The sequence below is a fragment of the Streptomyces sp. NPDC048248 genome, assembly GCF_043201875.1.
GTDB lineage: Bacteria > Actinomycetota > Actinomycetes > Streptomycetales > Streptomycetaceae > Streptomyces.
The window spans coordinates 356,583-383,427 of record NZ_JBICZL010000005.1 but is presented as its reverse complement, the minus strand read 5'-3'; the positions used below and the strand labels follow the sequence as shown (position 1 = coordinate 383,427).

22 protein-coding genes are annotated in these 26,845 nt (G+C 72.9%); 11 read left to right on the top strand and 11 right to left on the bottom strand.

Going from position 1 to position 26,845, the window contains the following annotated elements; all coding sequences use genetic code 11:
* Positions 1-9 precede the first annotated feature (9 nt).
* A complete protein-coding gene (locus ACGFZW_RS13070) occupies positions 10-1,182 on the top strand; it encodes a cobalt-precorrin-5B (C(1))-methyltransferase (protein WP_393893146.1) in 1,173 nt (390 codons plus the stop codon).
* Here ACGFZW_RS13070 and cobM read toward each other — a convergent pair.
* The 3 genes from cobM to ACGFZW_RS13055 form a co-directional block, all read right to left on the bottom strand.
* A complete protein-coding gene (gene cobM, locus ACGFZW_RS13065) occupies positions 1,179-1,958 on the bottom strand; it encodes a precorrin-4 C(11)-methyltransferase (protein ID WP_393893145.1) in 780 nt (259 codons plus the stop codon). The genes ACGFZW_RS13070 and cobM overlap by 4 nt on opposite strands.
* The gene (gene cbiE, locus ACGFZW_RS13060; protein WP_393893144.1) at positions 1,955-3,238 is read right to left on the bottom strand and encodes a precorrin-6y C5,15-methyltransferase (decarboxylating) subunit CbiE; all 1,284 of its coding nucleotides are present in this window, start codon (positions 3,236-3,238) and stop codon (positions 1,955-1,957) included. The genes cobM and cbiE overlap by 4 nt, the downstream gene beginning before the upstream one ends.
* 195 nt (positions 3,239-3,433) lie before the next feature.
* Positions 3,434-4,192, bottom strand: coding sequence for a DeoR/GlpR family DNA-binding transcription regulator (locus tag ACGFZW_RS13055; protein WP_393893143.1), 759 nt, complete (start codon positions 4,190-4,192; stop codon positions 3,434-3,436).
* A 220-nt stretch (positions 4,193-4,412) separates the two neighbouring features.
* On the opposite strand from ACGFZW_RS13055, the gene ACGFZW_RS13050 reads away from it, so the two are divergent.
* From ACGFZW_RS13050 to ACGFZW_RS13035, 4 genes are all read left to right on the top strand, one after another.
* Positions 4,413-5,519: an MFS transporter gene (locus ACGFZW_RS13050; RefSeq protein ID WP_393893280.1), complete on the top strand. Its 1,107-nt coding sequence runs from the start codon at positions 4,413-4,415 to the stop codon at positions 5,517-5,519.
* A 278-nt stretch (positions 5,520-5,797) separates the two neighbouring features.
* Positions 5,798-6,826, top strand: coding sequence for a cation diffusion facilitator family transporter (locus ACGFZW_RS13045; protein ID WP_393893142.1), 1,029 nt, complete (start codon positions 5,798-5,800; stop codon positions 6,824-6,826).
* Between the two features lie 165 nt (positions 6,827-6,991).
* A complete protein-coding gene (locus ACGFZW_RS13040) occupies positions 6,992-7,678 on the top strand; it encodes a hypothetical protein (RefSeq protein WP_393893141.1) in 687 nt (228 codons plus the stop codon).
* Positions 7,679-7,831: 153 nt separating this feature from the next.
* Positions 7,832-8,845 carry a hypothetical protein gene (locus tag ACGFZW_RS13035; RefSeq protein ID WP_393893140.1) on the top strand — a complete coding sequence of 338 codons (1,014 nt, stop codon included), beginning with the start codon at positions 7,832-7,834 and terminating at the stop codon, positions 8,843-8,845.
* A gap of 7 nt (positions 8,846-8,852) precedes the next feature.
* Here the strand turns inward: ACGFZW_RS13035 and ACGFZW_RS13030 are convergent, their stop codons facing one another.
* From ACGFZW_RS13030 to ACGFZW_RS13010, 5 genes are all read right to left on the bottom strand, one after another.
* A complete protein-coding gene (locus ACGFZW_RS13030; protein ID WP_393893139.1) occupies positions 8,853-9,794 on the bottom strand; it encodes an NADP-dependent oxidoreductase in 942 nt (313 codons plus the stop codon).
* A gap of 264 nt (positions 9,795-10,058) precedes the next feature.
* A complete protein-coding gene (locus ACGFZW_RS13025; RefSeq protein WP_393893279.1) occupies positions 10,059-11,243 on the bottom strand; it encodes an ABC transporter permease in 1,185 nt (394 codons plus the stop codon).
* An 8-nt stretch (positions 11,244-11,251) separates the two neighbouring features.
* The gene (locus ACGFZW_RS13020) at positions 11,252-12,112 is read right to left on the bottom strand and encodes an ABC transporter ATP-binding protein (RefSeq protein ID WP_393893138.1); all 861 of its coding nucleotides are present in this window, start codon (positions 12,110-12,112) and stop codon (positions 11,252-11,254) included.
* Entirely contained in the window at positions 12,109-13,212 is a 1,104-nt protein-coding gene (locus tag ACGFZW_RS13015; RefSeq protein ID WP_393893137.1) for a peptidoglycan-binding protein, read from the bottom strand. The genes ACGFZW_RS13020 and ACGFZW_RS13015 overlap by 4 nt, the downstream gene beginning before the upstream one ends.
* On the bottom strand, positions 13,202-13,702 hold the full coding sequence (locus ACGFZW_RS13010; RefSeq protein ID WP_393893136.1) for a hypothetical protein: 501 nt from the start codon (positions 13,700-13,702) through the stop codon (positions 13,202-13,204). The genes ACGFZW_RS13015 and ACGFZW_RS13010 overlap by 11 nt, the downstream gene beginning before the upstream one ends.
* A 182-nt stretch (positions 13,703-13,884) precedes the next feature.
* Here ACGFZW_RS13010 and ACGFZW_RS13005 point away from each other — a divergent pair, with 182 nt between their 5' ends.
* The 3 genes from ACGFZW_RS13005 (at position 13,885) to ACGFZW_RS12995 (ending at position 17,077) form a co-directional block, all read left to right on the top strand.
* Positions 13,885-14,625: a response regulator transcription factor gene (locus ACGFZW_RS13005; protein WP_393893135.1), complete on the top strand. Its 741-nt coding sequence runs from the start codon at positions 13,885-13,887 to the stop codon at positions 14,623-14,625.
* Positions 14,622-15,893 (top strand): sensor histidine kinase, encoded by a 1,272-nt coding sequence (locus ACGFZW_RS13000; RefSeq protein ID WP_393893134.1) that lies wholly within the window; start codon positions 14,622-14,624, stop codon positions 15,891-15,893. Before ACGFZW_RS13005 ends, ACGFZW_RS13000 begins: the two co-directional genes overlap by 4 nt.
* Positions 15,894-16,216: 323 nt before the next feature.
* Entirely contained in the window at positions 16,217-17,077 is an 861-nt protein-coding gene (locus tag ACGFZW_RS12995; protein WP_393893133.1) for a polysaccharide deacetylase family protein, read from the top strand.
* Between the two features lie 21 nt (positions 17,078-17,098).
* On the opposite strand, the gene ACGFZW_RS12990 is transcribed toward ACGFZW_RS12995, so the two are convergent.
* The 3 genes from ACGFZW_RS12990 to ACGFZW_RS12980 form a co-directional block, all read right to left on the bottom strand.
* Entirely contained in the window at positions 17,099-17,665 is a 567-nt protein-coding gene (locus ACGFZW_RS12990) for a VanZ family protein (RefSeq protein WP_393893132.1), read from the bottom strand.
* A 237-nt stretch (positions 17,666-17,902) separates the two neighbouring features.
* The gene (locus ACGFZW_RS12985; RefSeq protein ID WP_393893131.1) at positions 17,903-19,192 is read right to left on the bottom strand and encodes an alpha/beta hydrolase; all 1,290 of its coding nucleotides are present in this window, start codon (positions 19,190-19,192) and stop codon (positions 17,903-17,905) included.
* 270 nt (positions 19,193-19,462) lie between these two features.
* A complete protein-coding gene (locus ACGFZW_RS12980) occupies positions 19,463-21,556 on the bottom strand; it encodes a PhoX family protein (protein ID WP_393893130.1) in 2,094 nt (697 codons plus the stop codon).
* A gap of 757 nt (positions 21,557-22,313) precedes the next feature.
* Here ACGFZW_RS12980 and ACGFZW_RS12975 point away from each other — a divergent pair.
* From ACGFZW_RS12975 to ACGFZW_RS12965, 3 genes are all read left to right on the top strand, one after another.
* On the top strand, positions 22,314-23,852 hold the full coding sequence (locus tag ACGFZW_RS12975) for a VWA domain-containing protein (protein ID WP_393893129.1): 1,539 nt from the start codon (positions 22,314-22,316) through the stop codon (positions 23,850-23,852).
* A 352-nt stretch (positions 23,853-24,204) separates the two neighbouring features.
* Entirely contained in the window at positions 24,205-25,068 is an 864-nt protein-coding gene (locus tag ACGFZW_RS12970; RefSeq protein ID WP_393893128.1) for a hypothetical protein, read from the top strand.
* A gap of 164 nt (positions 25,069-25,232) precedes the next feature.
* Positions 25,233-26,798: a DHA2 family efflux MFS transporter permease subunit gene (locus ACGFZW_RS12965; RefSeq protein WP_393893127.1), complete on the top strand. Its 1,566-nt coding sequence runs from the start codon at positions 25,233-25,235 to the stop codon at positions 26,796-26,798.
* Positions 26,799-26,845: the final 47 nt, after the last annotated feature.

Here is a 26,845-nt window from a genome sequence, read left to right as displayed (position 1 = left end):
GGTCCTTCCATGGCTGAAGCGCAACCGCAGGGTACGGGAGGCCGTAGCGCCCAGCTCGCACACACCGGGCTGCGGCACGGCTGGACGACCGGTGCCTGTGCGACGGCGGCGAGCACGGCCGCCTACACCGCACTGCTGACCGGGGACTTCCCCGACCCGGTGACGATCACCCTGCCGAAGGGACAGACCCCGGCGTTCGCGCTCGCGGTGGAGGAGTTGGCGCCCGACCGCACCGGCGCGATGGCGGGAGTGGTGAAAGACGCGGGCGACGATCCGGACGTGACGCACGGGGCGCTGATCCGGGCGACGGTGCGCAGGTTGCCGGCCGGTTCCGGCGTCGTCTTCAAGGCCGGGCCCGGGGTCGGGACCGTCACCCGGCCCGGACTGCCGCTGGACGTGGGGGAGCCCGCGATCAACCCCGTACCGCGGCAGATGATCCGCGAGCATCTGGCGGCGGTCGCCGCCCGCCACGGCACCACGGCGGACGTCGAGGTGACGGTCTCCGTCGATCACGGCGAGGAGATCGCCCGCAGTACGTGGAATCCGCGGCTCGGCATTCTCGGCGGGCTGTCGATCCTGGGGACCACCGGCATCGTGGTCCCGTACTCCTGCTCCGCCTGGATCGACTCCATCCGGCGCGGGGTGGACGTGGCGCGGGCGGCGGGACGGCGCCATGTCGCCGGCTGCACCGGCTCGACGTCGGAGAAGGTCGCCGTCGCCGTGCACAAGCTCCCCGACGACGCACTGCTGGACATGGGGGACTTCGCCGGCGCGGTGCTCAAGTACATCCGCCGGCATCCCGTCGACCGCCTGACGATCTGCGGCGGCTTCGCCAAGCTCTCGAAGCTGGCGGCCGGGCACCTCGATCTGCACTCCGCACGGTCCCAGGTGGACAAGGGCTTCCTCGCCGACCTCGCCCGCCGCGGCGGCGCGGACGAGGCCCTGGCCACCGCCGTGGCCGAGGCGAACACCGGCCTCGCCGCGCTCCAGCTGTGCGCGGCGGCGGGCGTCCCGCTCGGCGACCTGGTAGCGGCGACGGCCCGCGACGAGTCGCTGACGGTGCTGCGCGGCGCCCCGGTCGCCGTCGACGTCATCTGCATCGACCGGGCCGGGCTGGTGGTGGGCCGGGCGGAGCCGCGGGGCCCGCGGCTCCAGGGCGCACCGGCCCAGGAGGCCCCCTAGGAAGCGCCCCCCGACGGCGCGTCGCACGGCCCGTGCGGGCGTTCGCGGTCCGTGGAGTAGAGGTGGCTGTCGCGGAACTGTTCGGCGCCGAGGGTGCGGCCGACCATGATGACGGCGGTGCGGACGACCCCGGCCGCCTTCACCTGGGCGGCGATGTCGGACAGGGTGCCGCGCAGGACCAGTTCGTCCGGGCGGGAGGCCATCGCGACGACGGCGGCCGGGCAGTCCGCGCCGTAGTGCGGAAGGAGTTCGTCGACGACCCGGTCGACGTACATGGCGGCGAGGTGCAGCACGAGGAGGGCGCCGCTGCGGCCGAGCGTGGCGAGGTCCTCGCCCTCGGGCATGGGGGTCGCGCGCTGCGCGACGCGGGTGAGGATCACCGTCTGGCCGACCGTGGGCACCGTCAGCTCGCGCTTGAGAGCGGCGGCCGCGGCGGCGAACGCGGGGACGCCGGGCACCACGTCGTAGGGCACCCCGGCCGCGTCCAGGCGGCGCATCTGCTCGGCCACCGCGCTGAAGACGGACGGGTCGCCGGAGTGCAGCCGGGCGATGTCGTGGCCCTCTTCGTGCGCGCGGACCATCTCGGCAGTGATGGTGTCGAGGTCCAGCTGGGCGGTGTCGATCAGCCGGGCGTCCGGCGGGCACTCGGCGAGCAGCTCGCGCGGCACCAGGCTGCCGGCGTACAGGCAGACGCCGCAGGCGGCCAGGGTCCTGGCGCCGCGCACGGTGATCAGGTCGGCGGCGCCGGGGCCCGCGCCGATGAAGTGGACGGTCATCGCTCGTGGTTCTCCTGAGGGAGGGAGGGGGACTCGGGCTGCGGCGCCGGGCCGGCCGGTTTGACCGCCGCCCACTGGGTGACCGGCATCGCCTGCCGCCAGCCGGTGAAACCGCCGACCGGCACGGCGTGCGCCACCGCGAGCCGGACCAGGTCGCCGCCGTGCCGGCGGTACCAGTCGGCGAGCAGCGCCTCGGACTCCAGCGTCACCGTGTTGGCGACCAGCCGGCCGCCGGGCGGCAGCGCCTCCCAGCACGCGGCCAGCAGGCCGGGCGCGGTCAGGCCGCCGCCGATGAACACCGCGTCCGGCGTGGGCAGGCCGTCCAAAGCCGCGGGCGCGGGACCGTGCACGACGCGCAGCGCCGGTACGCCGAGGGAGCGGGCGTTGCGGCCGATCCGTGCGGCGCGTACCGGGTCGCGCTCGACGGTGACCGCACGGCACGCACGGTGGGTGCGCAGCCATTCGATCGCGATGGAGCCGGAGCCGCCGCCGATGTCCCACAGCAGTTCGCCGGGGGCGGGCGCCAGGGCGGCGAGGGTGGCGGCGCGGACATGGCGCTTGGTGAGCTGACCGTCGTGCTCGTAGGCGCTGTCCGGCAGGCCTGGGGCGGCCGACAGCCTCAGCGCACCGGGCTCCCGGGCGCAGTCCAGGGCGATGACGTTCAGCGGGTCGGCGGGCGGGTGCGCCCAGTCGGCGGCGGTGCCCTCGGTCAGCCGCTCGCGGTCGCCGCCGAGCTGTTCGAGCACCCGCATCCGGGTGGGGCCGAAGCCGTGGGCGCGCAGCAGGGCCGCGACCTCGCCGGGGGTGTCGGCGCCCGCGGACAGCACCAGCAGGCGGCGGCCGTCGTGCAGGGGGGCGATCAGGTTCTCGGCGGGGCGGCCGACGAGCGTGACGACCTCGGTGTCCTCCACCGGCCAGCCGAGCCGGGCACAGGCGTGGGAGACGGAGGACGGGTGCGGCAGCACCCGCAGCCGCCCGGCGGCCTCGGCGCCCAGGGTCTCGGTGAGCGTCCGGCCGATGCCGTGGAACATCGGGTCACCGCTGGCGAGGACGCAGATCCGGCGGCCGGTGTGCGCGGCGAGGAGCCCGGGGACGGCGGGGCGCAGCGGCGAGGGCCACGGCAACCGTTCGCCCGCGCAGTCGCCGGGCAGCAGGGCGAGCTGGCGCGGGCCGCCGATGAGCACCTCGGCGCGGAGCAGGGCCTGCTGGGAGGCGGCGGGCAGGCCGTCCCAGCCGTCGGCCCCGATGCCGACGACGCAGAGGGGTGGTGCGGGGCTCACTGCCGAGTACCTCAGAGGTCGGGAGGGGAAGGGGACCGGGTGCCGAACTTTACTGACCGGTCGGTGCGTGCCGTTGCGGGGGGAGCACACGAGGTGGCGGGGGAGGTTGGCGCACGGCCCCGGCGGGCGGGCGCCGCGACGTCGCACCGGCACCGGTCACCGGCCTGGGGACCGGTGCGGCGACCGGCACCCGGGTCACACGCGCCGCACCGCCACACCCGCCGCGACCAGGGCGTCGACGGCTTCGTCCGGCGCGTCCGTGTCGGTGACCAGGACGTCGAGGGCGCTCGCCGCTGCGACGAAGGCCAGCGCCGTGCGCGACAGCTTGGTGGCGTCGGCGACCGCGATGACCCGGCGGGCTGAGGCGATCGCCGCGCGCTTGATCGCGGCGTCCGCCAGGTCGTACGCGGTCACGCCGTCGCCGGGTGTCAGGCCGCAGCAGCCGATGACGGCCGTGTCGAAGCGCAGCGCGGCGAGCGATGCCTCGGCCAGCGGGCCGGTCACCGCCAGTTCGCCGGGGCGGGGCTCGCCGCCCGGCAGCAGCAGCTTGAGCGAGGGCGCGCCGACGAGGGCGTTGGCCGCGTGCAGGGAGAGCGGCATGACCGTGAGGGGCCGCTCCCGCAGCGCTCTGGCGACCTCCAGGCAGGTCGTACCGCTGTCGAGGACGACGGACTCACGGTCCGCGATCAGGGCGGCCACCTCGGCGGCGATCCGTTCCTTGACCGCCGTGCCTTCGCGTGCGCGCAGGCCGAACGGCGGCTCCTCGCCGCGCAGCACCAGGCTCCTGGCACCGCCCCGGAAGCGCTCCAGCACGCCCTGTTCCGCCAGTTGCTCCAGATCGCGCCGGACGGTCATCTCCGAGGCGCCGGTGAGCGCGGCCAGTTCCGCGACGCTCAGCCGCTCGGACTCGCGCAGGGCCTGGGTGATCAGGGTGAGCCGGCCTGTACTCGACATCACCACATCGCACACCGATCATGTTCGTAAGTCAAGCTAGCGAACAGAGATTCTGTTCGCTAGCCTTCTTTCGGTGACTGCTCCCAGTGATCCGATCAGCGATCCGACGACCCGTCCGACCGCGGCCACCGCGACGCCCTCCCCACCCGGCCCGCCGGGCCGCCGACTGCGGACGGCCCGGCTCGCCACCTTCGGATTCTTCGCCCTCAACGGCCTCGTCATGGGCATGTGGATCGTGCACATCCCCGCCGTCGAGCAGCGCGCCGGCGTCGGCCACGCGGTGCTGGGCTGGCTGCTGCTCTTCCTCGGCGCGGGCGCCTTCGCGGGGATGCAGCTCTGCGGGCCGCTTACCGACCGCTACGGCAGCCACCGCGTCGTCCCGGCGGGCGGCGTGCTGTGCAGCGCCGCGCTCGTGCTGCCGGGACTCGCGGAGGGTCCCTGGACCCTGGCGGCGGCGCTGCTGGTGCTGGGCTTCGGCAACGGCTGCCTGGATGTCGGGATGAACACCCATGCCGTCCAGGTGGAGCGTGGGTACGGACGGCCCGTCATGTCCGCGTTCCACGCGGTCTTCTCCGTCGGCGGCGTGCTCGCGGCGCTGGCCGGCGCCCGCGCCCTCGGCTGGGGCTGGAGCGCGCCCCTGACCCTGGGCTGCGTCGCGGCCTTCGGCGTGGCCGTCACCCTGCTCGCCACCGCCGGACTGCTGCGGCCGGACACCGAAGGCCGGGACGCCGCGGGGGAGACCGCCGCGCCCGCCACGGAAGGCGCGCCCGCCCGCACCCGCCGCACGCCCTCCCGGGTCTGGCTGCTCGCCCTGCTGGCCCTGGCCCTGATGCTGTGTGAGGGCGTCGCCAACGACTGGAGCGTGCTGCATCTGCGGGACGTCCTGGGCGCCTCCGCCCCGACGGCCGCCCTGGCCTACGGTGCGTTCGCCACGGCGATGACCATCGGCAGGTTCGCCACCGACCGCGTGGTCCTCCGGTTCGGTCCGGTGCGCCTGGTCCGCTACGGCACGGCCCTGGCCGCCGTCGGTCTCACGGCCGCCGCCCTGACCCCGTGGGTGCCCCTCGCCCTCGCGGGCTGGACGCTCTTCGGCATCGGTCTGTCCGGCTGCGTCCCGCAGTTCTTCAGCGCAGCGGGCCATGTCGATCCGGAAGCCTCCGGTGCGCATGTGTCCCGGGTGGCAGGTCTGGGCTATCTCGGCATGCTCGCCGGGCCCGCCGTCATCGGGCCGCTGACCCATGCCGTCCCGCTCAACATCACGTTCCTGCTGCCGGTGGCACTCTGCGTGCTCGCCGCCTGCGCCGCGGGGGTCCTGCGGGCCCGGTGAACGCGGCCGGTGGTCCCGGGGGACGCGGCCGGTGGTCCCGGGGGACGCGGCCGGCATCTCGCCGCCGCGCCCCGGCCGCGCATGACGGCGGCCGCGGGGACACACCGGCCGCCGGACCACGGCCCTCCGTTTCCGCCCCTCCGCAGTTCCCCGCCCCTACCGCTCTGACCAGCGACGATAGGCCGTTTGACGGTAATGACAACGGTCACCGGTGCAGCCTTTGGATCTCCCGCGGAAGTGCGGTTTGCTTCGCAGGACGACCCAGGAAGGAGCGCGCCATGACCGGGCACGACCACGGGCACCACGGGGCCACGGCCCACGGGCACAGCCACGCGCACGCCGTCTCCCCGGACGCCGACCGGCGCTGGCTGCGCGCCGCCCTGATCCTGATCACCGCCTATATGGCGGTCGAGGTCGTCATCGGTTTCGTGGCCCAGTCGCTGGCGCTGATCTCGGACGCCGCCCACATGCTCACCGACGCCGTCTCCATCGCACTGGCCCTGGTCGCGATGCGGCTGGCCGCCCGGCCCGCGCGCGGCGGCTACACCTACGGCCTCAAGCGCGCCGAGATCCTCTCCGCGCAGGCCAACGGCATCACCCTGCTGCTGCTGTCGGTCTGGCTGGCGTACGAGGCGGTCCAGCGGCTGATCTCGCCGCCCGAGGTCACCGGCGGACTGGTCCTGGTCACCGCGCTCTCCGGCGTCGTGGTCAACCTCGTCTGCACCTGGTTCCTCTCCAGGGCAAACCGCTCCAGCCTGAACATCGAGGGCGCCTACCAGCACATCCTCACCGACCTGTTCGGCTTCGTCGCCACCGCGGTCGCCGGCCTGATCGTGCTGACCACCGGCTTCGAGCGGGCCGACGCGATCGCCACGCTCGTGGTCGTCGCCCTGATGCTGAAGGCCGGTACGGGCCTGGTCCGCGAGTCCGGGCGGATCTTCATGGAGGCAGCGCCGGCCGGCGTCGACCCGGACGCGCTGGGCGACCACCTCGCCTCCACCGACCAGGTCGTCGAGGTGCACGATCTGCACATCTGGCAGATCACCTCGGGCCAGCCGGCGCTGTCCGCGCACGTGCTGGTGGAGCCGGGCGGCGACTGCCACAAGGTCCGCCGCACCCTGCAGGAAGTCCTCGACCTGGAGTACGGCATCACCCACGCCACCCTCCAGGTCGACCACGTCGGTGAGCAGGCGTCCGCCGACGAGGTCCTGACCCTGAGCACCGGGCCCGGGCCGGAGCAGCCGCCGGCCGACCATTGCGAGGACACCCACGGCCCGGTCCACCGGCCCGGCGGGTACCGCGAGTAGGACGCGCCCCGCGCCCGACCGGCCGCGCCCACCCGCACAACCCGTCCCGTACCGCCGCGCCATATTGGCCGTTCCCACCGCCACCGTCCCCTCGCTCGGGTGAACCCGGCCCACGGGCAGGGCGGAAGCCGCGGGTACGGCGGGCGGCGGTGCTCGGATGACGGCATGAGAACCGCTGCCGTCTGCGCACTGCTCTGCGCCGCCACGCTCCCCGGACCGTCCTTCGCCGCTCCCGCCCGCCAGGCACCGCCCGGCGGGCCCGTCTCGGTGACGGTGACCGACGGCATCGACCGCGCCGAGCCCGGGGACCGGCTCGGCTACCGCATCACCGTGCGCAACCTGGGCGACACCGACCTGTCCGCGACACGTACCGAACAGCGGATGCCGGCCACCGCCGCCTCGGTCTCGGCCGAGGGCGGCACGGTCGTACGGCGTGGCTCGGGGGAACAGCGGGCCGTCTGGCGCTCCGACCTGCCCGCGCACGCCGTACGGGAGTTCACCGCAACGGCGGTCCTCGGCGAGCGGCCCGCACCCGCCGCCACGGCGGCCCCCGGCACCCTGCGCGCCAACACCACCGTCTGCGTCTATCTGGGCGGCTCCGGCGCTCCGAGCGCCTGCTCGGGCGACGCGGACGACCTCCCGGCGACACGGGAGGAGGACGGGGACGACGGGTGGGTCTGGTGGACCCTCGCCCTGGTGGTCTGCGCCCTGCTCGCCTCGGGCGTACTCCGTGCGGTGCGCCGGCATCGGGAAGGGCGAGGGGACAGCAGGCGCGGCGGGGACGGTGGGCGAGGGGACAGCGGACGCGGCCGGGACGGTGGGCGCGGCAGGCGCGTGGCGGCCCGCCTCTGAGCCGCGGCCCGGTCGCCTCCAGCGGCCGGCCGGCGGCGCGCCACCCGGTCGGCCGCACGGTCACCCGTTGGCACCGGCCCCGCTCGCGGCCGGCGCCCTTTCGGATTTGCCTGGGAGGGCGACAGGTTCGCCGTTCAGGAAGGGCCGGGAGCAATGTCAGCGAGCGCCCCCGCACGCGCAGGCGGCCGGGTGGCGGAGGCGGAGCACGTACCGCAGCCTCCCCGGCGGCCCGGCCGCGCGCTCGGCGGCGGCGTCCTCCTGCTGATCGCGGCGCTGATGCTGCCGCTGAGCCTGACCGCCGTGTGGGCGCGCTCCGAACTCACCGACACCGACCGCTATGTGTCCGCCGTCGCGCCGCTCGCCGCGAACCCCGCGGTCCAGGACGCCATCGTCGACGACGTCACCGACGGCGTGATGGCGCACATCCGGCTCGACGGACTGCTGAAGGCCATTCCACGGGCGGAGCGGCCCGCGCTGCGCCAGCGGTTCACCCGCGGCATCCGTGAGTTCGTCGACAAGCAGGTACGCCAGGTCGTCACCGGCCGCGCCTTCCCCACCGTGTGGAGCGGCGTGCACCGCAACGCCCACCAGGCCCTGGACGGCACCTTGACCGCCTCGGGCAACGCTCCGGTGACCCTCGACCTGACACCCATCATCGAACGCGTCAAACACCAGGTGGCCACCAACGGCCTGGGCATCGACGTCGCCCGCCGCGTCCCCCGCATGGGCACCGAGATCGTGCTGCTGCAATCCCCTGACGTGCCACGGGCGCGCACCGCCTACCAGGCCGTACGCGTCGCCGCGCTGCTGATGCCGCCGGCCGCGGCCCTGTGCCTGCTGGCCGGGCTGCTGCTCGCGCGGCGCAGGCGGCGCGCCCTCATCTGCACCGGGCTCGGGTGCGCCGCGGCGACCGCGTCGCTGGCAGCGGCACTCGTGCTGGTACGCACCCGCGCCGTGGACGCGCTCCCCGCTGTGGTCTCCCGGCCGGCGGCCGAAGCCTTCGCGGACGCCCTCACCGGCTCGCTGCGCACCGCGGTCTGGCTGCTCCTGGGCGCCGCCCTGCTGACCGTGGCGCTCGCCGCCGCCGGGCCGCCCGCCGTCCGCGCGCTCATGGCGACGGCCGCCCACCGGGAAGGCGGACGGCCGGAGCGCTCGGAGCACGGGTGACGGGGGATCAGATCGTCAGCACCGTCTTGCCCTGGGTCCGCCCCTTGCGCTGGGCGGCGATCGCCTCGGGTGCCTCCTCCAGGAGCACCTCTCGGCCCACCAGCACCGTCAGCCGGCCGGAGTCGACCTGCCCGGCGAGGATCTCCAGGAGCTGCGGCGAGGGCCGGTTGACGAAGTTGAAGCCGCGCAGATTGTGCTCGGTCAGCGCGTCCGCGTCGGCAGAGCCGATGGTGGAGACGGCCGTTCCGCCGTCCCGTACGGTTCGGGTCATCGCGCTGAACTCCGCAGGACCGCTGGCCAGATCGATCAGCACGTCCACACCGTCCGGGTGCGCCGCGAGGACCTGGTCGGCGACCGGGCCCACGGTGTGGTCGACGGTTTCCGCGGCTCCCAGATTCCGCATCAGCTCCGACTGGGTGGCGCGGGCGGTGGCGATCACCTCGGCGCCGCGGCCGGCCGCCAGCTGGGTGGTGAAGGTGCCCACCCCGCCGGTCGCGCCGACGATCAGCACCCGTCGGCCCTCGCTGACGCGGGTCTCCTCGACCAGGTTGTAGGCGGTCGTGCCGGCAGTCGGCACGGCCGCGGAGGTGGCGTAGGTGACACTGCGGGCGGCCGGCGCGATCGCCGCCTCGTCGGCGAGCGCGAGTTCGGCGTACGAGCCGCCGCCCCGCTCGGTGCGCTGGAACTGGCCGAACACCGCGTCCCCGACCGTGAACCGCCGTACGCCGGTCCCGATCGCGAGCACCTCGCCCGCCCCGTCGGCCCCCATGACAAGCGGGAACGCGGCGGGCACGGCATCACCGAACACGCCCTCCGCGATCTTCCAGTCGATGGGGTTGACCCCGGCGGCGGACAGCCGGACCAGGACCTCCCCCGGCCCTGGCTCGGGCTGTGGCAGATCCATGAGCTGCGGCTGTTCACCGAATGCGCTGACTGCTACGGCTCTCATCTGGCGTTCCCTTCCACCCTTCCGACCGGAGGCCGGAGTGGATCGTAAGCACGCCGGTGCGGCCGGATCCCGCAGGACGAGAGGCGGTGCCCCGGAAGCAACTCGTACGGCCCCCCGTCTCGCCCGGTCCGGCCGCCGCCGAACGTATGTCCCACGGCCGGCGGCGGACGCGCCGATGGGGGACCGGCACCGATGGGTCGGCCACCCCATCGGAGCCGGAGTCCCGGACGGACACGGCCCCGGGCCCCGCGTCCGTCCGGCGCCCTACACGGCTTGCAGGGCGAGCGTGGGCGAGAGGCGGGCCGCCCGTACGGCCGGATAGAGACCGGCGACGGTGCCGATCGCCAAAGTCGCCCCGAAGCCGCCGGCCACCGCCCACAGCGGCACCACCCACGGCATGCCGCCCGCGGCCGCGAAGGCGTAGGTCGCGGCGGCGCCCAGAGCGATCCCGGCGATCCCGCCCAGGCCGGACAGCAGCAGCGACTCGGTCACGAACTGCAGCCGGATCTGGCCTCGGGTGGCGCCCATCGAGCGGCGCAGCCCGATCTCGTGACGGCGCTCCAGCACCGAAATGATCATGGTGTTGGCGACCCCGACACCTCCGACGAGCAGCGCCACCCCGCCGAGCCCGAGCAGCAGACCGGTGAAGGTCCCCTCCGTCGCCGCCTTCGCCTGGAGCGCCGACGACGGGTCGCTGACCTGGACGTTGCGCGGGTTCTGCGGGTCGACGGAGTGCGGAATGAGGTCCCGCACACGGTGCACCGAGGCGTCGGTGGACCGTTCGTAGATCGCCGTGGGGTGGCCGTCGAAGCCGAGCAGTTCGCCCGCCGCCGTCCAGCCGACCAGAGCGGCCCGCTCGATCTCCGGCGCGAGCGGCAGCGGCCGCAGGATGCCGACGACGGTGAAGTACCGGCCGCCGACGGCCACCTGCTGTCCGGGGCGGCTGATGCCGAGGCGCTCGGCGGCGACATGGCCGAGCACCACCGACGGATAGCGGCCGTTGGCGTCGTTGAGCCAGGTGCCGGACGCCATCGCGCCGCGCAGTGTCCCCAGCAGTCCCACCCCGGCGGCCTTGACCGTGATGCCGCCGGTCTCCTCCACCGGGATCTTCTCGCTGCGCCGTACCGACACCTCCAGATCGCCGGTGGCACCGACCTGCCGGACCCCGTCGATCCGCCCCACCATCCCGGGGGCCTCCTTCGGCAGTTTCACCTCCTCACCGAACATTCCCTGACCCGGCGAGGCGACCAGCATGTTGGTGCCCAACGCGTCGAGTTTCTCCAGGAGTTGTGCCTTGCTGGACGCGGAGATGCCGACCACCGCGATCATCGTCGCGATTCCGATGGCGATGCCGAGGGCGGAGAGCACCACCCGCATGGGGCGGGCGCGCAGCCCGGCCGAGCCGACGTGCAGGACCTCGCGCGGGCCGAGGGACGCCGGGGAGAGCATGCCGCGCCTCACCGCTCCGCGCTCCCGGGGGCCGTGGGCCCGCCGTCCGGACCGGGGGCGACCCGGCTGCCGTACGCCCGGGTCCCGTCGGCCATCGGTCCCTCGTCGGTGACCACTTGGCCGTCGCGGATCCGCACCTGCCGTGGCAGCTGCGCTGCGATGTCGCTGTCGTGGGTGATGACGGCGATGGTGGCGCCCTCCTTGTTGAGGTCGTGCAGCAGTGCCATGACCGCCGCACCGGAGGCGGAGTCCAGGGCTCCGGTCGGTTCGTCGGCCAGCAGCAGGTCCGGTTCGCCGACCACCGCGCGGGCGATGGCCACCCGCTGCTTCTGACCGCCCGACAGCTCGTGCGGCCGGTGTGTCATGCGGTCAGCGAGGCCGACCCGGTCCAGCGCGTCGGCGGCCCGGCGGCGGCGCTCCGCGCGCGGCAGCCCGGAGTAGAGCAGCCCTTCGGCGACGTTGTCCTGTGCGCTGATGCCGGGCACCAGGTGAAAGGACTGGAAGACGAAGCCGATGTGCCGGGCGCGCAGCGCGGAGAGCCTGCGGTCGGTGAGCGAGGCGATGGCGTGGCCCGCGATGGTGACCTCGCCGGCCGTCGGGCGGTCCAGGGTGCCGATGATGTGCAGCAGGGTGGACTTGCCGGAGCCGGACGGGCCGACGATGGCCAGCAGTTCCGCCCGCGCGACCCGCAGGTCCACACCACGCAGCGCGGCGACCCCGCCCGGGTACTCCTTGGTGACTCCGGCCAGCTCGATGACGTGTCCGGGGATACGGCCCGCGGGGTCGGCGGTGCCGCCGGCATCGCCGACCCCGAATTCACCGCGTTCACCGAGACCGCCGAGAGCGCTGAGGTCCGTGCGGGCGCTCATGCCTTCGGCACCCCGACCTTCGTGCCCGGCTTCAGGCCGCCGCCGGATATCTCCACCCTGCCCTGCCCGAACATGCCCAGCTTCACGTGGACATCGCGCACCGTGCCGCCCTCGACGACCTGCACACCGAAGCCGCCGCCGGGCAGCGCGAGAAGCGCGTTCACCGGCACCGTCAGCACGTCCTCGCGGACCTCGCCGACGATGTCGACGGTCACCGGCGCCTGGTCGAACGCGGTGACCTTGCCCGGCTCCGTGAAGGCGATCCGCACGGTGATCTTCGGGGTCCTGCCCGACGGGTCGCTGCCCTCCTCGGTGACATTGCGGTCGACGGAGGCGACCTTGCCCTTGGCCGAGCCGCCGCCGGGCAGCTGCACCGTCACCTCGGTGCCGGGCTTCGCCAGGTCGGCCTGCGCGACATCGAGCTTGATCCGGACCTCCCGCGCGGAGCCGGTGGTGGTCAGCAGCGGACGGCCGGGCGAGACCTGGTCGCCGACCGCCGCCTCCTTCTTCTTGATCCGCACCGCGCCCGGCTGGAAGGAGATCTGGTCCGGACCGGTGGTGCCGGTCTGCTTCAGCCCGTGCGCCTTCTGCCAGCGCTTGACCGCCTCCGTGGTGCCGGGGGTGAACTCCTCGTCCACGGCCAGCGCGTCGCCGTACCCGAGGGCCCGCAGGTTCTCCTTCAGCTGCCGGACGTCGGCGCCCTCGTCGCCCTGCTTCAAGGCGCGGTACATCGGCTTCCCGCCGTACATCAGCCGGACGGCGCGGCCGTCGGTCTCATACAGCGCGCCGTCGCGTTCCACCGTGGAGCCGGTCGCGGGTAGCCAGGTCAACGTGCCCGCCGCACCGCCGTTGACCTTGCGTTCCTTGGCGTAGCCGAGCGATCCGTCGACCTGGGTGCTGCTGCTGAGGTCCTGGCGCCGGACGGTGTCGGTGTCCGGCGGCAGGGCGTCCTTCGGCGTCTGCTGCCCGGTGTCCTGACGCCCGGTGACCGAGCCGATCGCCGCGCCGCCGCCGGCCAGGACGGCCGCGACCACCAGCGCGGAGACGAGATACTTCGTGCGGCCGCGCCGGGTGGCGCGCCGCCGCTCCTCAGCCGGCATTCCGGCCGCCACACGCCGCGTTGGCCTTCTCGAACTTCTTCTTCTCCGCGCCCTTCGGGATCGGCATGGCCTTTTGCATCTCGTCGCCGCCGAACTTCGGGTCGGGCATGTTGAAGCCGTTCTCCCGCATGCACCGGGCGAACTCCAGCGCCTTGTCCTTGTCCGCCTGACTCGGCCCGTCCTGACCGGCGCCCGGCCCGCTGTCCTTGCACTCCTTGAACGCCTTCTTCATCTTCTCCGGGTCGGTCTTCGAGCCGCCGACGACCATGCTGCGCGGGTCCTGCCCCGGCTTGGGCTCCTCGACCTTCACGCCGTGGTCGCGTAGGCACTGGCGGTGCCGGTAGGCAGCGTCCGCCTCCTTGCCCTTGCCGTTCGCGTCGGAGCCGCCGCCCTCGCTCCCACCCGCGCCGCCGCCGGAGCAGGCGGTGGCGAATATCGCCAGTCCCGCCATCAACGATGCCGCCGCCACTGACGCCCTGCGCTGCCTCATGGTTTTCCTCCGTGCCGAATGCGGATGTGACCTGACGCGGCAGAGGCTGGCACCGGGTCGCCTTTCGTTTCTCTAACCATCCGCGGGAAGCGGCGCCACAGCGGTGAATTCCGCAGGTCCGGGCCGGTGCGGCGAAAGACGTTTACACCGCCGAAAGGTGGCTCTCGGGTAGACATGACGCCATGCGCGTTCTGGTGGTGGAGGACGAGGAATTCCTCGCGGAGATGATTGCCGAGGGACTGCGCCGCGACGCGATCGCGGTCGATGTCGCCCACGACGGCCGGGAGGCGCTGGCCAAACTGCGGCTCGGCGCGTACGACGTCCTCGTCCTGGACCGCGATCTGCCGGGGCTGCACGGCGACGAGGTGTGCCGCGAGGTCGTGAGCCGGCGGCTGCTGACCCGGGTGCTGATGCTCACCGCGTCCGGCACCGTACGCGACCGCGTGGACGGTCTGGGGCTGGGCGCCGACGACTATCTGACCAAGCCGTTCGCCTACGAGGAACTGCTGGCCCGGGTCCTGGCCCTGGGCCGGCGCGCCCGCCCGGCCCTGCCCCCGGTCCTGGAGCGGGCCGGCGTCACCGTCGACACCGCCCGTCGCCTCGCCGTCCGCGACGGCCGCCCGCTCGCCCTGTCCCGCAAGGAGTTCGGGGTGCTCGAGGTGCTGCTGCGCGCCGAGGGCGCGGTGGTCAGCGGGGACGACCTGATCGAGGAGGTCTGGGAGGAGCACACCAGCTACCGCACCAACGCGGTCCGCGTCACCCTCAGCAAGCTCCGCGCCAAGCTCGGCGAACCAGCGGTGATCGAGACCGTGCCGGGCGCCGGCTACCGGATGGCCGGCGGCGGGCCGGCGGACGCGGAACCGTCGGCGGACCAGGACCGGCAGCGGACCGACGCGGTCGGGCCCGCGGGCGACGGCGCATGAGCACTTCCGCCACGGACCACCCGATACCGCGCCCCTCGTCGCTCGGTCGCCGCTGGCTCCCCGGCAGCGAACGCGTCCGGCTCACCACCCTCTACGGCGGGCTTCTGGTGCTGGCCGGGGCCATGCTCATCGGCCTGGTCTACGTCCTGGTGCGCAGCGGCCTGTACTCGTCGCTGAGCATGGCGGTCACCACCGCCACGCCCCGCGGTCCCGGTCCCCTCGCCCCGAGCGGCGCCGCCACCGGCGCGCCCGTCCCCGGCCCGACCGTGGCGCCCGCCTCGCCGCTTCCCGGTTATGTCCCGGCGCTCCGCGACGGCGGGCTCTACAGCGTCACCAAGAACATCACCGACGCCGCCGAACAGGCCGCGCTCAGCCGCCTGCTGACCACCTCGCTGATCGCCCTGCTGGTCTTCGCCGTCCTCTCGGTGGCGCTGGCCTGGTGGATGGCCGGGCGGGTGCTGCGCCCGGTCTCCGTGATCACCCGCACCGCCCGCCGGCTCTCCGCCGCCAACCTGCACGAACGCATCGCCCTTGACGCGCCACCGGGCGAACTCAAGCACCTCGCCGACACCTTCGACGGCATGCTCGACCGCATCGAGCAGCTGGTCTCCGCGCAGCAGCGGTTCGCCGCCAACGCCGCGCACGAGCTGCGCACTCCGCTGGCCGTGCAGCGTGCCGCGGCCGAGATCGGGCTGGCCGACCCGGACCCGGACAACGTCAAGCGCATCCGCGGCAAGCTGATCGAGGTCGCCGAGAGCAGTGAGCACCTGATCGAGGGGCTGCTGCTGCTCTCCGTCTCCGACCAGGGCCTCCAGCGCAGGGAGGCGGTCGCGTTCGGTGACCTCGCCGAGAGCGTCGCCGCCGAGTACGCCGACGACGCCTGGCGGCGCGGGCTGACCATCGCCACCGACATCCACCCGCTGACCGTGGACGGCGACCCCGTGCTGCTCGCGCACCTGGTGCGGAATCTGGTCGGCAACGCCGTACGCCACAACCGCCCCGACGGCCGGATCACGCTACGCGTCGACGACCGGACGCTGGAGGTCAGCAACACCGGGCCGCAGATCCCCGACGAGGCCGTCCCGTATCTCTTCGAGCCGTTCCGCCGCCTGGAGGCACGCCGGCACGCCCCGGGAGAGGGCGCGGGTCTTGGCCTGTCGATCGTCGCGTCCCTCGCCCGCGCGCACGCCGCCTCCGCCGCCGCGCACCCCAACCCGGGCGGCGGTCTGACGGTCCGGGTCGCCTTCCCCGCCCGGCTGCCCGCCTGACGGGCGGGTAGCCCGGGCACGTTCCCTTCCTCCTCGGTCCGTTCCCTTCCTCCGCCCAGCGGTGGACACCTCATGGAGCGTTGGGCACCCCCGGAGCAGTAGACACTCCATCTATACATTGCATGTGTACTACGTGTGTATAGTTCCCTCGGTCAGGCGGTTCGAAGTGCGCCGTACCAGGTCACGGGTCGTCGCCGCGGGGCTGCGCCCTGCCTCGGCACCGGCCACCGCCACGGTCGGCACGCCGACCGCCCGCACACCCGCGCGCCACGTCCGCATACGCGTCGACGTCCGCGTGCTCTGCCACGTCCGAGGAGCCCCGTATGCCGAAAAAGATGTCCACGACCCGCCGCCCCGCCATATCCGGGCTGCTGGCGGCCACCTCGCTGGTCCTGGCCCTCAGCGGCTGCGCCGCCTACGACGTCACCGCACCGGCCGACGCCCGCGCCGAGGCGTCCGCCGGGCAGGGGAAGACGAAGGACACCCGGCTCGCCGCAGCCGGGAGGACGGTGGCCGAAGGCGCGCACGAGGACGGGAAGAGGAAGAACCGGCAGGGCACGTCCGATTCCGACATCGACTGCCGCAAGGCCAAGTGTGTCGCTCTCACCTTCGACGCCGGCCCCAGCGAGCACACCCCCCGGCTGCTGGACATCCTCAAGAAGGAGAAGGTGCACGCGACGTTCTTCATGCTCGGTAAGAACCATGTCGCCGACCGCCCCGCCGACGTGCGCCGGATCGACGCCGAGGGTCATGAACTGGCCAACCACACCTGGTCGCACCAAGTCCTCACCGACATCGCGCCGGAGGAGGCCCGCAAGGAGCTGTCCCGCACCCAGGACGCGGTCGAGAAGATCACCGGCAAGAAGCCCCGGCTGATGCGCCCGCCGCAGGGCAGGACCGACGAAGAGGTCTCCCGCATCAGCCGCGAGCTCGGCCTCGCGCAGGTTCTGTGGAGCGTGACCGCCAAGGACTACCGGACCGAGGACTCGGCCCTGATCACCGAGCGGGTGCTCGAACAGACCGAGCGCGACGGCATCATCCTGCTGCACGACATCTACCGGGGCACCGTGCCCGCCGTCCCGGGCATCATCGCGAAACTCAAGCAGCGCGGCTACACGATCGTGACGGTCTCCCAGCTGCTCTCACCGGCCGAGCCCGAGCCCGGGATGGTCTACCGCCCCTGAGAGTCGCGAGCCCGCAGCGCCTCAACCGCTCTTTTCCGCGACGGCCTTGAGCTGTCCGTCGCGTCGGGCGCCGCCGAACCGCTGCCACCAGTGGCGGCGCCGCAGGTGCACCGCATGCCCCAGCTTGCGCCCCAGCAGCAGATAACCGATCAGCGCGCCCGTGCAGTTGAGAATCACGTCGTCGATGTCGAAGGCCCGCCCGGTGATGAGCGCTCCCTGCACCAGCTCCACCAGCAGCATCACCACCGCCGTGGCGGCGCCGACCCGGAGCGTCCCACGGGCGCCCGGCGCCAGCACCGGCAGGAGCACCCCGAACGGCACCCCGAGCACGATGTTGCCGCCGAGCTGCTTGACCGTGTCGGCCAGGTGCGGCTGCCCGAGATAGTCACGGATCGAGTCCCCCGGGCTGAGGTTGGGGTGGGTCAGCGGCACCGAGGACGCCGACGGCGTCAGGGTGAGCCTGGCCAGTACCACCGCGAAGGCCACCATCGCGGCGAACGCCGCGACCAGCAGCAGAACGCGGACGGCCATCGGGGCCCGGCCGTCACGGAGTCGTCGGATATCGCCGTCCTGCTGGGTACGCGTCATGAGACCTCTCCCAGGGGTGCGTCACGTGCCGGGCGCCCGGCCGGACAGGCCCGCATCCGCCACGCCACCTGCGGCGCACCTCCGCGTTCCTGCCGCCCTGCGCGGATACTCACTTCTCCGTACCGGCCGGGAGGCTCGGTTACCCCCGGTGGACCGAACCATGCGGGTGGACGGACGAAGAGGGGGCGCCGGACCACCGGCCCCCCCCGCCTCACTCCTGCTACGCCCCGCGGCGCCTCATCCCCGCGGTTCCGCCTCCACCCGCCTGCGGTCGGAGGGCGACGGCGACGCGGCCGGCGCCTCGGGCCCCGCCGCTCCGTTCACCGGAGCCTGCCCCGGCTTGCGCTCCGTACCGGCCGGCTCGGTGTCCTGCGGGAACGTCAACTGCCGGCTCTGCCACTCCAGGGCGGGGACGACCTCACGCCGCCATGTCGCGAACTGGTGGCTGCCCCGCGGCAGGATGATCGAGTCGACCGTCATCGGCGCCTTCGCCGCACGCAGGAACTTCATGGTGTCCGGGTAACCCGGCTCGCCCTTGCGGCTGCTGGCCACCAGCGCGGAGACCTGAGGCGCGGGCAGATTCGCGAGCCGCCACAGCAGATCGTGCTCCCGCTCCCGCTGCGCGCCGGCCTCGCCGGTGCCGAACAGGCTGCCCGTGGTGAGGTCGTCCTTGATGGCGTAGTCACCGGAGAGCGAGACGGCCGAGGTGTAGATCTTCGGGTTGCGCATCGCCAGCTGGAGCGAGCAGGTGCCACCGGAGGAGTACCCGAACGCGCCCCAGGCACTGGGGTCCCGGCCGACCCGGTAGGCCGACTTCATCGCCTCCGGCAGATCCTGCGTGAAGAACGTCTCGGCCTGCGGCCCGCCCGGCACATCGACGCACTCGGTGTCGCGCGGCGGCGCGATCGTGGGGCGCACCATCACGATCACGGTCGGCTGCATCCTGCCCTGCTCGATCAGCCGCCCCGCGTTCTGCGGCACCTGGAGATGCTGCGCGAGGTTCATGATGCCGCCGGGGTAGCCGCTGATGACGACCATGACGGGGAACCGCTGCCGGCGGAACTGCTGCTGGAAGTACTGCGGCGGGAGATAGACGAACCCGGGGTTGATGGCCCGCGAGCGCCGCCCCATGATGCGTACGGACTCGACCTTGCCGACCTTGTCCGCCGGCCCCTTGGGCAGTCCGGTCACCTGATCGAGGCCCTGCGGACCGGCCGGTTGGACCAGGCCGCCCTTGAGACTCCCGACGGAGGCGTACTGCCCGTCGCCCGCGTTCACCGACACCGGGGCCTTCTCGTTGTTGCCCAGCAGCTCGTCCCAGCTGCCGTAGAACTGGAAGCTGGAATTCACCGCCAGTGCGAGGGCAGACACGATCGACAGCTGCGTGACCACGATGGCACCGAGCCTGCCCAGGACGGGCCGCACCCCGCGCCGCGACAGCCGGGGCCAGAGCCACACCGTGGCGGCCACACAGGCCAGGGCCAGCACGACCACCGTGTATTCGAGCGACTGACTGGTCAGCCCCATGCGCCTACATCTCCCGTCACCCTCGAAAGGGTTCTTGCCTTTTCCGGCCGCCTAGAGGCACAACGGGCGGCTCAGGACAATGGTCACCGGAGAAGAGGGGCTCACCTGCGCATCGGATACCTGAACGACCTACTTCTTACCCAGCTCTTGCCTCCTCGTTTCCGTGGCGTGATGTGGCGGGCCGGGCCGCACGCGGGCGGCTCCCCGGCGGCCCGGCGCCCCTCCCCCCGGTACAGGGGCGCCGGGCTCGCGCGGGGTGGACGGGCGGGGTCAGACCCCGATGTTCCGCCCGTCGGTGCGCCATACGCTCACCACGGACGGGCGCACCAGCGTGCCCGGCCCGTCGGGCCACGTCGACGCCGGCTTCTCCACGCTCGCGCCGTCCAGCTCGCCCGGGTGCTGCACAGCGACCAGCACCCGGCGGTCCTGCACGATCGGGCCGCAGGTCTCGGCCCCCGTCGGCACCGTCAGGAACTGCCGGACCTGGCCTCGCCGTTCCCCCGCGGTCGCCACACCGAACAGCCCGTCATGGCTGCCCAGCGCGTTGCCGTCGGTCGAGATCCACAGGTTCCCGTACGCGTCGAACGTGAGGTTGTCCGGGCAGGAGATGGGGCTGACCTGGTCCTTGGGGAAGCCGCCGAAGTACGTGGCCGGGTCCTCCGGGTCGCCGCACACCAGGAAGAGCCGCCAGTGGAAGCGGTCCGCCGACGGATCGTCCCGGTGCTCGGTCAGCTCCAGGATCTGCCCGTGCTTGTTGCCGTTGCGCGGGTTCGCCTCATCCGCGCCGGCCTTGCCCGCCTTGCCCCGGTCGCTGTTGTTGGTCAGCGCGACGTAGACCCGCCCGGTGCGCGGGCTGGGCTCGACGTCCTCGGGACGGTCCATCTTCGTGGCGCCCACCTTGTCGGCCGCGAGCCGGGTGAAGACGTAGACCTCCTCGGCCGTCATGCCCGGCACGTAGGACGTGTCGCCGCTCGCCAGCGGGATCCATTCGCCCGACCCGTCGAACTCGCCGTCCTTCGGGAGCTTCCCGGAGCCGTCGATCTCCTGCGCTGCGCTGTCGCCGGTGAACTTGGCCGCGTACAGCGTCCCCTCGTCCAGGAGTGTGCGGTTGTGCTCCCGCGCCGCCCGCCCGCCGCCCCGCTTCATGCGCTTGTCGGAGACGAACTTGTAGAAGTAGTCGAACTTCTCGTCGTCGCCCATGTAGAGGACGGGCCGGCCGTCCGCCGTCAGCCGCGGTTCGGCGGCCTCGTGCTTGAACCGTCCGAGCGCCGTCAGCTTGCGCGGGGTCGAGTCGGGGTCGAACGGGTCGATCTCCACCACCCAGCCGAAGCGGTGCACCTCGTTCGGCTCGCGGGCCACGTCGAACCGCTTGTCGAAACGCTCCCACTTGCGCTGGCTGGCGGCGCCGGTGACCCCGTACCGCTTGAGGCGGGCGGCGGCCACCGGGTCGGTGACGGAGCCTCCGTTGGCGAAGTACTGGTTGAAGTTCTCCTCGCCGGAGAGCACCGTGCCCCAGGGCGTGATGCCGCCACCGCAGTTGTTGAGCGTGCCGAGGATTCGGGTGCCCTCGGGGTCCGCGGACGTCTTCAGCAGATGACTGCCCGCGGCCGGCCCGGTGACCTCGAACGGCGTGGTGCCGGTGATCCGCCGGTTGAGGTGGTGGCGGGTCACGGCCGTCAGCTCGCCGGTGCGCCGCTCCTCCTGCGCGACGAGCACGGACAGCCCATGGGCCGCCCAGCCGATCTCGGCCTGCTCACGGGTCGGGGCCTCCGGGTCGTATCCGGCGAACATCAACTGCTCGTCGGTGTACTCATGGTTGATCACCAGCAGCTGCCGGTTCCGCTCGCCCGGCAGGTCCAGCACGGCCATGTAGTCGTTGTTGTAGCCGAACTGCCCGGACTGCGCCGCGGCCGACTGCCGGTCGGGGTGGAAGGCCGGCGCACCCCGCAGAATCGGGTCGCCCCAGCGAATGACGACATTCTGCGCATGCCCCTCGGACACCACCACCGCGTCGGCGGTGTTCGGGGCCACCGTCGCGAACCGCAGCCCCCGCGCCGCCTTGCCGGTCTTCCCGCTCGGGGCGCCCCGGCCCGCGAGCGTGTCGCCTTCGGCCTGCGCCGCGGCCGCCTCCTGCGCGCCCGCGCCGAGCGGCAGGGCGCCACCGGCCGCCCCCGCGACCGTCACCACGGCGGCCGCCCGCACCGCCGAACGCCGCGACAGCGCGCGGCTGATGACATCACCGACATAGTCGTTGTCGCTCACATTGGGCGTTTCGTGAAAACAGGCGTCGCCACAGCGGTACCGGCAGGTCATGGCCGAACGCCCGCCGGGATGCGAGCCGATCAGCGGCAGGAACTTGCGCACGCTCTCCCCCTTGGTATGAATCCGTGGACGAACCGCCCGCACCCTCCGCCGGCCGCGGCCCGCGCCCATGAGGGCCCGAGGCATCGGAGGGCATCGAATGGCGTCGAACGATTCGCCGTGACGCTAAGGGCACCGCCCCGCCGGACGGCGTCGCAAACATGAACGCGGGGTGAATCCGGGGCCACCAGGAGTCATCCGGGTGCCAGGAGACAGGCCGCTCCCGATGGGCGGTCAGACGGCGGGCGGGGAACGGGTGTACCGATTCCGCGGGGAGCCCGCCGGTCGCGTCGGTCGGCAGCACCCGGCGCCCCTACGCGCAGTCAGCGACCTCGTAGGCGGCGCGCACCGCTTCCCGGGTGACGAATTGGCGACGAGTTGGCGTCACGTCGCTCAACGCGTGCGCCCCGCTCGCGAGCTCCGCGCGCGCCCCTGCGCCGACGGTCGAGAAGCGGCCGCCGCACGTCGCTCCGCCGTCCACCATGACAGCCCGTCCCTGGTCAGAAGCTCGACGCGGAGACACACCGACCGCCCGCAGCGCCGCGTCGGACGCCGTCGGCTCCCCGCGCCTTCGCAACGCACGCCCCCTGGCCGAAACCAGATCGTGCCCAGCCACCCCCGGATGGCCCACCACACAAGGCGCGGGGTCCCACGATGAGGCCGGTGCAGGCCGCTACCCTTACGTATCCGTCCTGGTCAGGGACATGTCTGTGCTTCACGGACATTCGCCGCACCCACCACACGCAAGAGAGGTCCGCCGATGGGCATTCGGAGTCTGCTGCGCAACGCTTTCGGTCGCTCCAAGGCGACCCGTGAAGAAACCGGCGCGGTATCGAGCGGCGCCGATACGCCGGAGTCGGCGACGATTCCGGAGGCCCGCGAGGAGTCCAATCCGGCATCCGCCACCGCCGCCCCGGAGGCGGAGGTGCCGGCCGCCCGCACAGCCCCCACCGAGGTCCCCGCACCGGAGCCGACCCCGACGACGGCATCGCTGCCGGCGCAGGGCAGCCCCGTCGACGACCGCACGGAGGCTCCGGCGCGCGAGGAGTCGGCCGTACGGTCCGCATCCGACGCCGAGTCCGCCCGGCCTTCTGACGCGGAGGCCGCGAAGAGCGACGAGCCGACCGAGGCGGCACCGGAGACTACGGAGGCGAAGGCCACCGAGGCCCCCGAGGAGTCGTCAGCCGCCGCGGCCACGCCCGCGACCGACAGCCCCGACACCATTTCCGACCTGGTGAGCCAGGCGTTCGACAAGCCGGCCGCGAGCCCCGCCCCGGCAGCCGGGTCGGCCGAAGAGCCCGCGCAGACCGCGAAGCCCGCGGAAACCGCGACCGGGACGGCAGCGGACGAGCCCGCGAAGGCCGAGCCGAAGCCGGAGCCGAAGCCCGCCGCCAAGGCCGAGCCCGAGGCGCAGGCCGCCGCGAAGCCGAAGGCCGCCACGAAGCGGAAGCCCGCCGCGAAGGCCGAGCCCGAGGTCGGGCCGGAGCCCGCCGCGGCCTCCACGGACACGGCGACCGCCCCTGCCGCCACCCCGGCAGCGGGCGCCCCGGCCGCCGCGAAGGCGGCGGAGGCCTCCCCGGCGCTCTCCCTCAGCAAGGTCGAAGCCACCGCCCCCGGCCTCGTCAGCCTCTACAAGTCCGCGTCCACCACCCTGGAGAAGCACGGCCTCGCGACCCAGCGTGCCGCCGTCTACCTGGTCCTCGACCGCTCCGGCTCGATGCGGAACTATTACAAGGACGGCACCGTCCAGAACCTCGCCGAGCAGGCCCTCGGCCTCTCCGCCAACCTCGACGACGACGGCACCGTCCCGGTCGTCTTCTTCTCCACCGACATCGACGGCTCCGCCGAGCTGGACCTCGCCAACTACGAGGGCCGGATCGAGGAGTTGCACGCCGGCCTGGGCCACATGGGCCGCACCAACTACCACTGGGCCATCAACGCCGTGGTGGAGCACTACAAGAAGTCCGGCAGCACCGCCCCCGCCTTCGTCATCTTCCAGACCGATGGCGCGCCGACCTCCAAGCCGGCCGCGGAGAAGGCACTGTGCGACGCGGCCGGGCTGCCGATCTTCTGGCAGTTCATCGGCTTCGGCGACCCGGACGCGAAGGGCTTCGACTTCCTTCGCAAGCTCGACGACCTGGCCGTTCCGGACAAGCGTGTCGTCGACAACGCCGGCTTCTTCCACGCCGGCCGCGACCCCCGCAGCCTCTCCGCCGACGAGCTCTACCAGCAGCTGATGGTTGAGTTCCCCGAGTGGCTCACCGAGGCCCGCGCCGCCGGCGTGGTCAAGGACAACTGACCTCGCTCGCAACCGCATTCACGTCCACCGGCCGCGGCCGGGCCCCACCGGGCCCGCCGCGGCCGGCGCGTTTGCGCATGCCGGCTCCCCGCCAACTCCCTTTCACTTCCTGCTTTCCGTCCCGTCGGACGGTCCGAAGAAATGCGCGTCAGGATGCGCCGGATGCGTCCGGCGAGCGAATAGCAGCATTCAAACGGCCTGCCCCGACCCGGAATTGCGCGGATAAATACCCGCAGAACCGGCCACCTCATTGCTGGACGCCCCTCTCTCGGGTCCGAAGAGAACCCCGCGGCTATGGTGGGCGTCCGACTCGGGCCGCTTTCCCGGGGCGCACATCACCTGGGGGAGAAAGATGAGCACGCCGCAGCAGCCGCAATCCGGATACGGATACGGGGCCAATCCGGGATACGGCGTGCCCCAGCAGGGCCCGCCGGCCGGCTATCCGCAGCAGCCGGCTCCGCCGGGCCCCCAGCAGCTCGGGGCGTACGGGCAGCCGGCCTACGGCGGGCCGCCGCCCCCGCAGTTCGGCGCACCCCAGCAAACGCCGTACGGCTACGGCGGCCCCGGCATGCCACCGATTCCGCCGAAGAGCGGCACCGCCAAGGTCTGGGGCGTCCTCGGCGCGATAGCCGGCGTCCTCGTGATCGGCACCCTGGTGTCCACCGGCATATTCGACGGCGGCACGAGCGGCGGGAGCACCGCGAACACCGGGCCGAAATACAAGATCACGGTGCCGAGGACGCTCGTCGGCGGGCAGTACACGCTGTCCAAGGACATCTCCCGGGAGGCCCAGAGTTCGGTGCCGACCGACGGGAGCAATTCGCACGGCATGAAGACCGTCGGCGGGCAGTACACCAGCGGCATGAAATCGCTGGTGATGCTCGGCCTCTACGGCACCGTCGACGACCCCGACCTGGCCGTCGACCAGATCATCAACGGTATGACCGAAGACGGAAGGACCGAAGTCGCCGTTGAGGACAAGGAGTTCACACCCCGTGGCGGCGGAAGGCCGCTGACCTGCGGTGTGGACGTACGTCAGCAGATGGGCCAGAAGATCACTCTGGGATTCTGTGTCTGGGCGGATTCCAGCACCAGCGGCAATGTCGCCGAGACCGATGCGGCGGAATTGTCGAAGGACCCGGCGTCGGTCGATCTGCAGGCCCTCGCCGACAAGGCGGGCAAGATCCGCACCGAGGTCACGGCCCCGCTGGGCTGACCGCTCCGCCCGCCCCGCCCCCGTGCGAGGTAGCGCCGGGCTACCTAGGCTGAGTGGGTGAAATATCCCTGTTGCCCGTTTACCCTCGGGCAACCGCGAGGGTCGTACCGGCGTGAGCGGCCGTACCACTCCGCCGGGTCGACGACCGGCGGAGGCGGGTCCTGATGAGCGGAGCGGACCGAACGGGCAGCGCCCGGGCACCCGGCACCACCCCCAGCTGGGCCGCGGAGCGGGAACCGGATCCGCGGCGCTGGTGGGGGCTCGTGGTGATCGCGCTCGCCCAGCTGATGGTGGTGCTGGACGCCACGATCGTGAACATCGCCCTGCCGTCCGCACAGCGCGACCTGGGGATGTCGGACGCCAACCGGCAGTGGATGATCACCGCCTACACGCTCGCCTTCGGCGGGCTGCTGCTGCTCGGCGGCCGGATCGCCGACCTGGTGGGGCGGAAGAAGACCTTCATGCTCGGCCTGATCGGCTTCGCCATCGCCTCCGGGCTGGGCGGCGCGGCATCCGGTTCCGGGCTGCTGTTCGGGGCCCGAGCCCTCCAGGGCGCCTTCGGGGCACTGCTGGCGCCGTCCGCCCTGTCCCTGCTGACCACCACCTTCACCATCGGCAAGGAGCGCAGCAAGGCCTTCGGGATCTACGGCGCCATCGCGGGCGGCGGCGCGGCGATAGGGCTGATCGCCGGCGGACTGCTGACGGAGTACCTGAACTGGCGCTGGTGTCTGTACGTCAACATCCCCATCGCGGCCCTCGCCTTCATCGGCGCCATGGCCTTCCTGCACGACACACCCGCTCGCGGCCGCGCCCACCTGGACGTGCCGGGCGCGGTGCTGGGCTGCGGCGGGCTGGTCGCCATCGTCTACGGGTGCAGCGAGGCGCAGCCGCGGGGCTGGAGCGACGCTCTGGTGCTCACGGTGCTGGTGGGTGGTGCGCTGCTGCTCGTGGCCTTCGCCTGGTGGCAGAACCGGGCCCGCCACCCGCTGCTGCCGCTGCACATCGTGCGGGACCGCAACCGCGCCGGCGCCTTCCTGACCATGGGCCTCGCCCTCATCGCACTGTTCGGCATGTTCCTGTTCATGACCTACTACCTCCAGATCGTGCTCGGATACTCGCCGCTCCGCACGGGCCTGGCGTTCCTGCCGATGACGGCGATGATCATCATCGGCTCGACGCAGATCTCGGCACGCCTGCTGCATCGCCTCCCCCCGCGCATGCTGCTGGTGCCGGGTGCGCTGCTCGCCGCCGTGGGGCTGTATCTGCTGACGTACCTGACGGCGGAGCCCGCGTTCGTCTCGCATGTCCTGCCCGCCGAGCTCCTGGTCGGCCTCGGCATGGGACTGATCTTCATGCCGGTGATCGCCACCGCGACGGCAGGGGTGGCGCCGCAGGATTCCGGCGTCACCTCGGCGACCGTCAACACCGCACAGCAGGTGGGAGGTTCGATCGGAACGGCACTGCTGAACACGATCGCGACATCGAGCAGCGCGACGTACATCGCGTCGCATCTCGTCCGGGCCACGCAGGACAACGGAGGCCGTCTCACTCCGGCCCTGCGGGACACCGTGATCAAGGCAGGCGTGGTGCACGGGTTCACCGTGGCGATCGGGGCGGCAGCCGGGGTGATGCTGCTGGCCGCACTCCTCGCCGGGCTGTTGATCACGGCACGTCCCCCGAAGCACGGGGTCCCGGCGGGCGACGCGGCCTCCGCGGACGCTCCCGCCTGACCCCTCTTCCGCACACCTGACGGCGGCCACCCGGGCACGCCGTCCGC

Excerpts from the sequence above, each read along its gene's own strand:
- ACGFZW_RS12995 (WP_393893133.1), top strand. The coding sequence starts at position 16,217 with ATGCCGAAAAAGATGTCCACGACCCGCCGCCCCGCCATATCCGGGCTG.
- ACGFZW_RS13005 (WP_393893135.1), top strand. The coding sequence starts at position 13,885 with ATGCGCGTTCTGGTGGTGGAGGACGAGGAATTCCTCGCGGAGATGATT.
- ACGFZW_RS13050 (WP_393893280.1), top strand. The coding sequence starts at position 4,413 with ATGGGCATGTGGATCGTGCACATCCCCGCCGTCGAGCAGCGCGCCGGC.
- ACGFZW_RS12970 (WP_393893128.1), top strand. The coding sequence starts at position 24,205 with ATGAGCACGCCGCAGCAGCCGCAATCCGGATACGGATACGGGGCCAAT.
- cobM (WP_393893145.1), bottom strand. The coding sequence starts at position 1,958 with ATGACCGTCCACTTCATCGGCGCGGGCCCCGGCGCCGCCGACCTGATC.
- ACGFZW_RS12965 (WP_393893127.1), top strand. The coding sequence starts at position 25,233 with ATGAGCGGAGCGGACCGAACGGGCAGCGCCCGGGCACCCGGCACCACC.
- ACGFZW_RS13015 (WP_393893137.1), bottom strand. The coding sequence starts at position 13,212 with ATGCCGGCTGAGGAGCGGCGGCGCGCCACCCGGCGCGGCCGCACGAAG.
- ACGFZW_RS12985 (WP_393893131.1), bottom strand. The coding sequence starts at position 19,192 with ATGGGGCTGACCAGTCAGTCGCTCGAATACACGGTGGTCGTGCTGGCC.
- ACGFZW_RS12990 (WP_393893132.1), bottom strand. The coding sequence starts at position 17,665 with ATGACGCGTACCCAGCAGGACGGCGATATCCGACGACTCCGTGACGGC.
- ACGFZW_RS13045 (WP_393893142.1), top strand. The coding sequence starts at position 5,798 with ATGACCGGGCACGACCACGGGCACCACGGGGCCACGGCCCACGGGCAC.
- ACGFZW_RS13040 (WP_393893141.1), top strand. The coding sequence starts at position 6,992 with ATGAGAACCGCTGCCGTCTGCGCACTGCTCTGCGCCGCCACGCTCCCC.
- ACGFZW_RS13055 (WP_393893143.1), bottom strand. The coding sequence starts at position 4,192 with ATGTCGAGTACAGGCCGGCTCACCCTGATCACCCAGGCCCTGCGCGAG.
- ACGFZW_RS13030 (WP_393893139.1), bottom strand. The coding sequence starts at position 9,794 with ATGAGAGCCGTAGCAGTCAGCGCATTCGGTGAACAGCCGCAGCTCATG.
- ACGFZW_RS12975 (WP_393893129.1), top strand. The coding sequence starts at position 22,314 with ATGGGCATTCGGAGTCTGCTGCGCAACGCTTTCGGTCGCTCCAAGGCG.
- ACGFZW_RS13020 (WP_393893138.1), bottom strand. The coding sequence starts at position 12,112 with ATGAGCGCCCGCACGGACCTCAGCGCTCTCGGCGGTCTCGGTGAACGC.
- ACGFZW_RS13035 (WP_393893140.1), top strand. The coding sequence starts at position 7,832 with ATGTCAGCGAGCGCCCCCGCACGCGCAGGCGGCCGGGTGGCGGAGGCG.
- ACGFZW_RS13010 (WP_393893136.1), bottom strand. The coding sequence starts at position 13,702 with ATGAGGCAGCGCAGGGCGTCAGTGGCGGCGGCATCGTTGATGGCGGGA.
- ACGFZW_RS13000 (WP_393893134.1), top strand. The coding sequence starts at position 14,622 with ATGAGCACTTCCGCCACGGACCACCCGATACCGCGCCCCTCGTCGCTC.
- ACGFZW_RS13025 (WP_393893279.1), bottom strand. The coding sequence starts at position 11,243 with ATGCTCTCCCCGGCGTCCCTCGGCCCGCGCGAGGTCCTGCACGTCGGC.
- ACGFZW_RS13070 (WP_393893146.1), top strand. The coding sequence starts at position 10 with ATGGCTGAAGCGCAACCGCAGGGTACGGGAGGCCGTAGCGCCCAGCTC.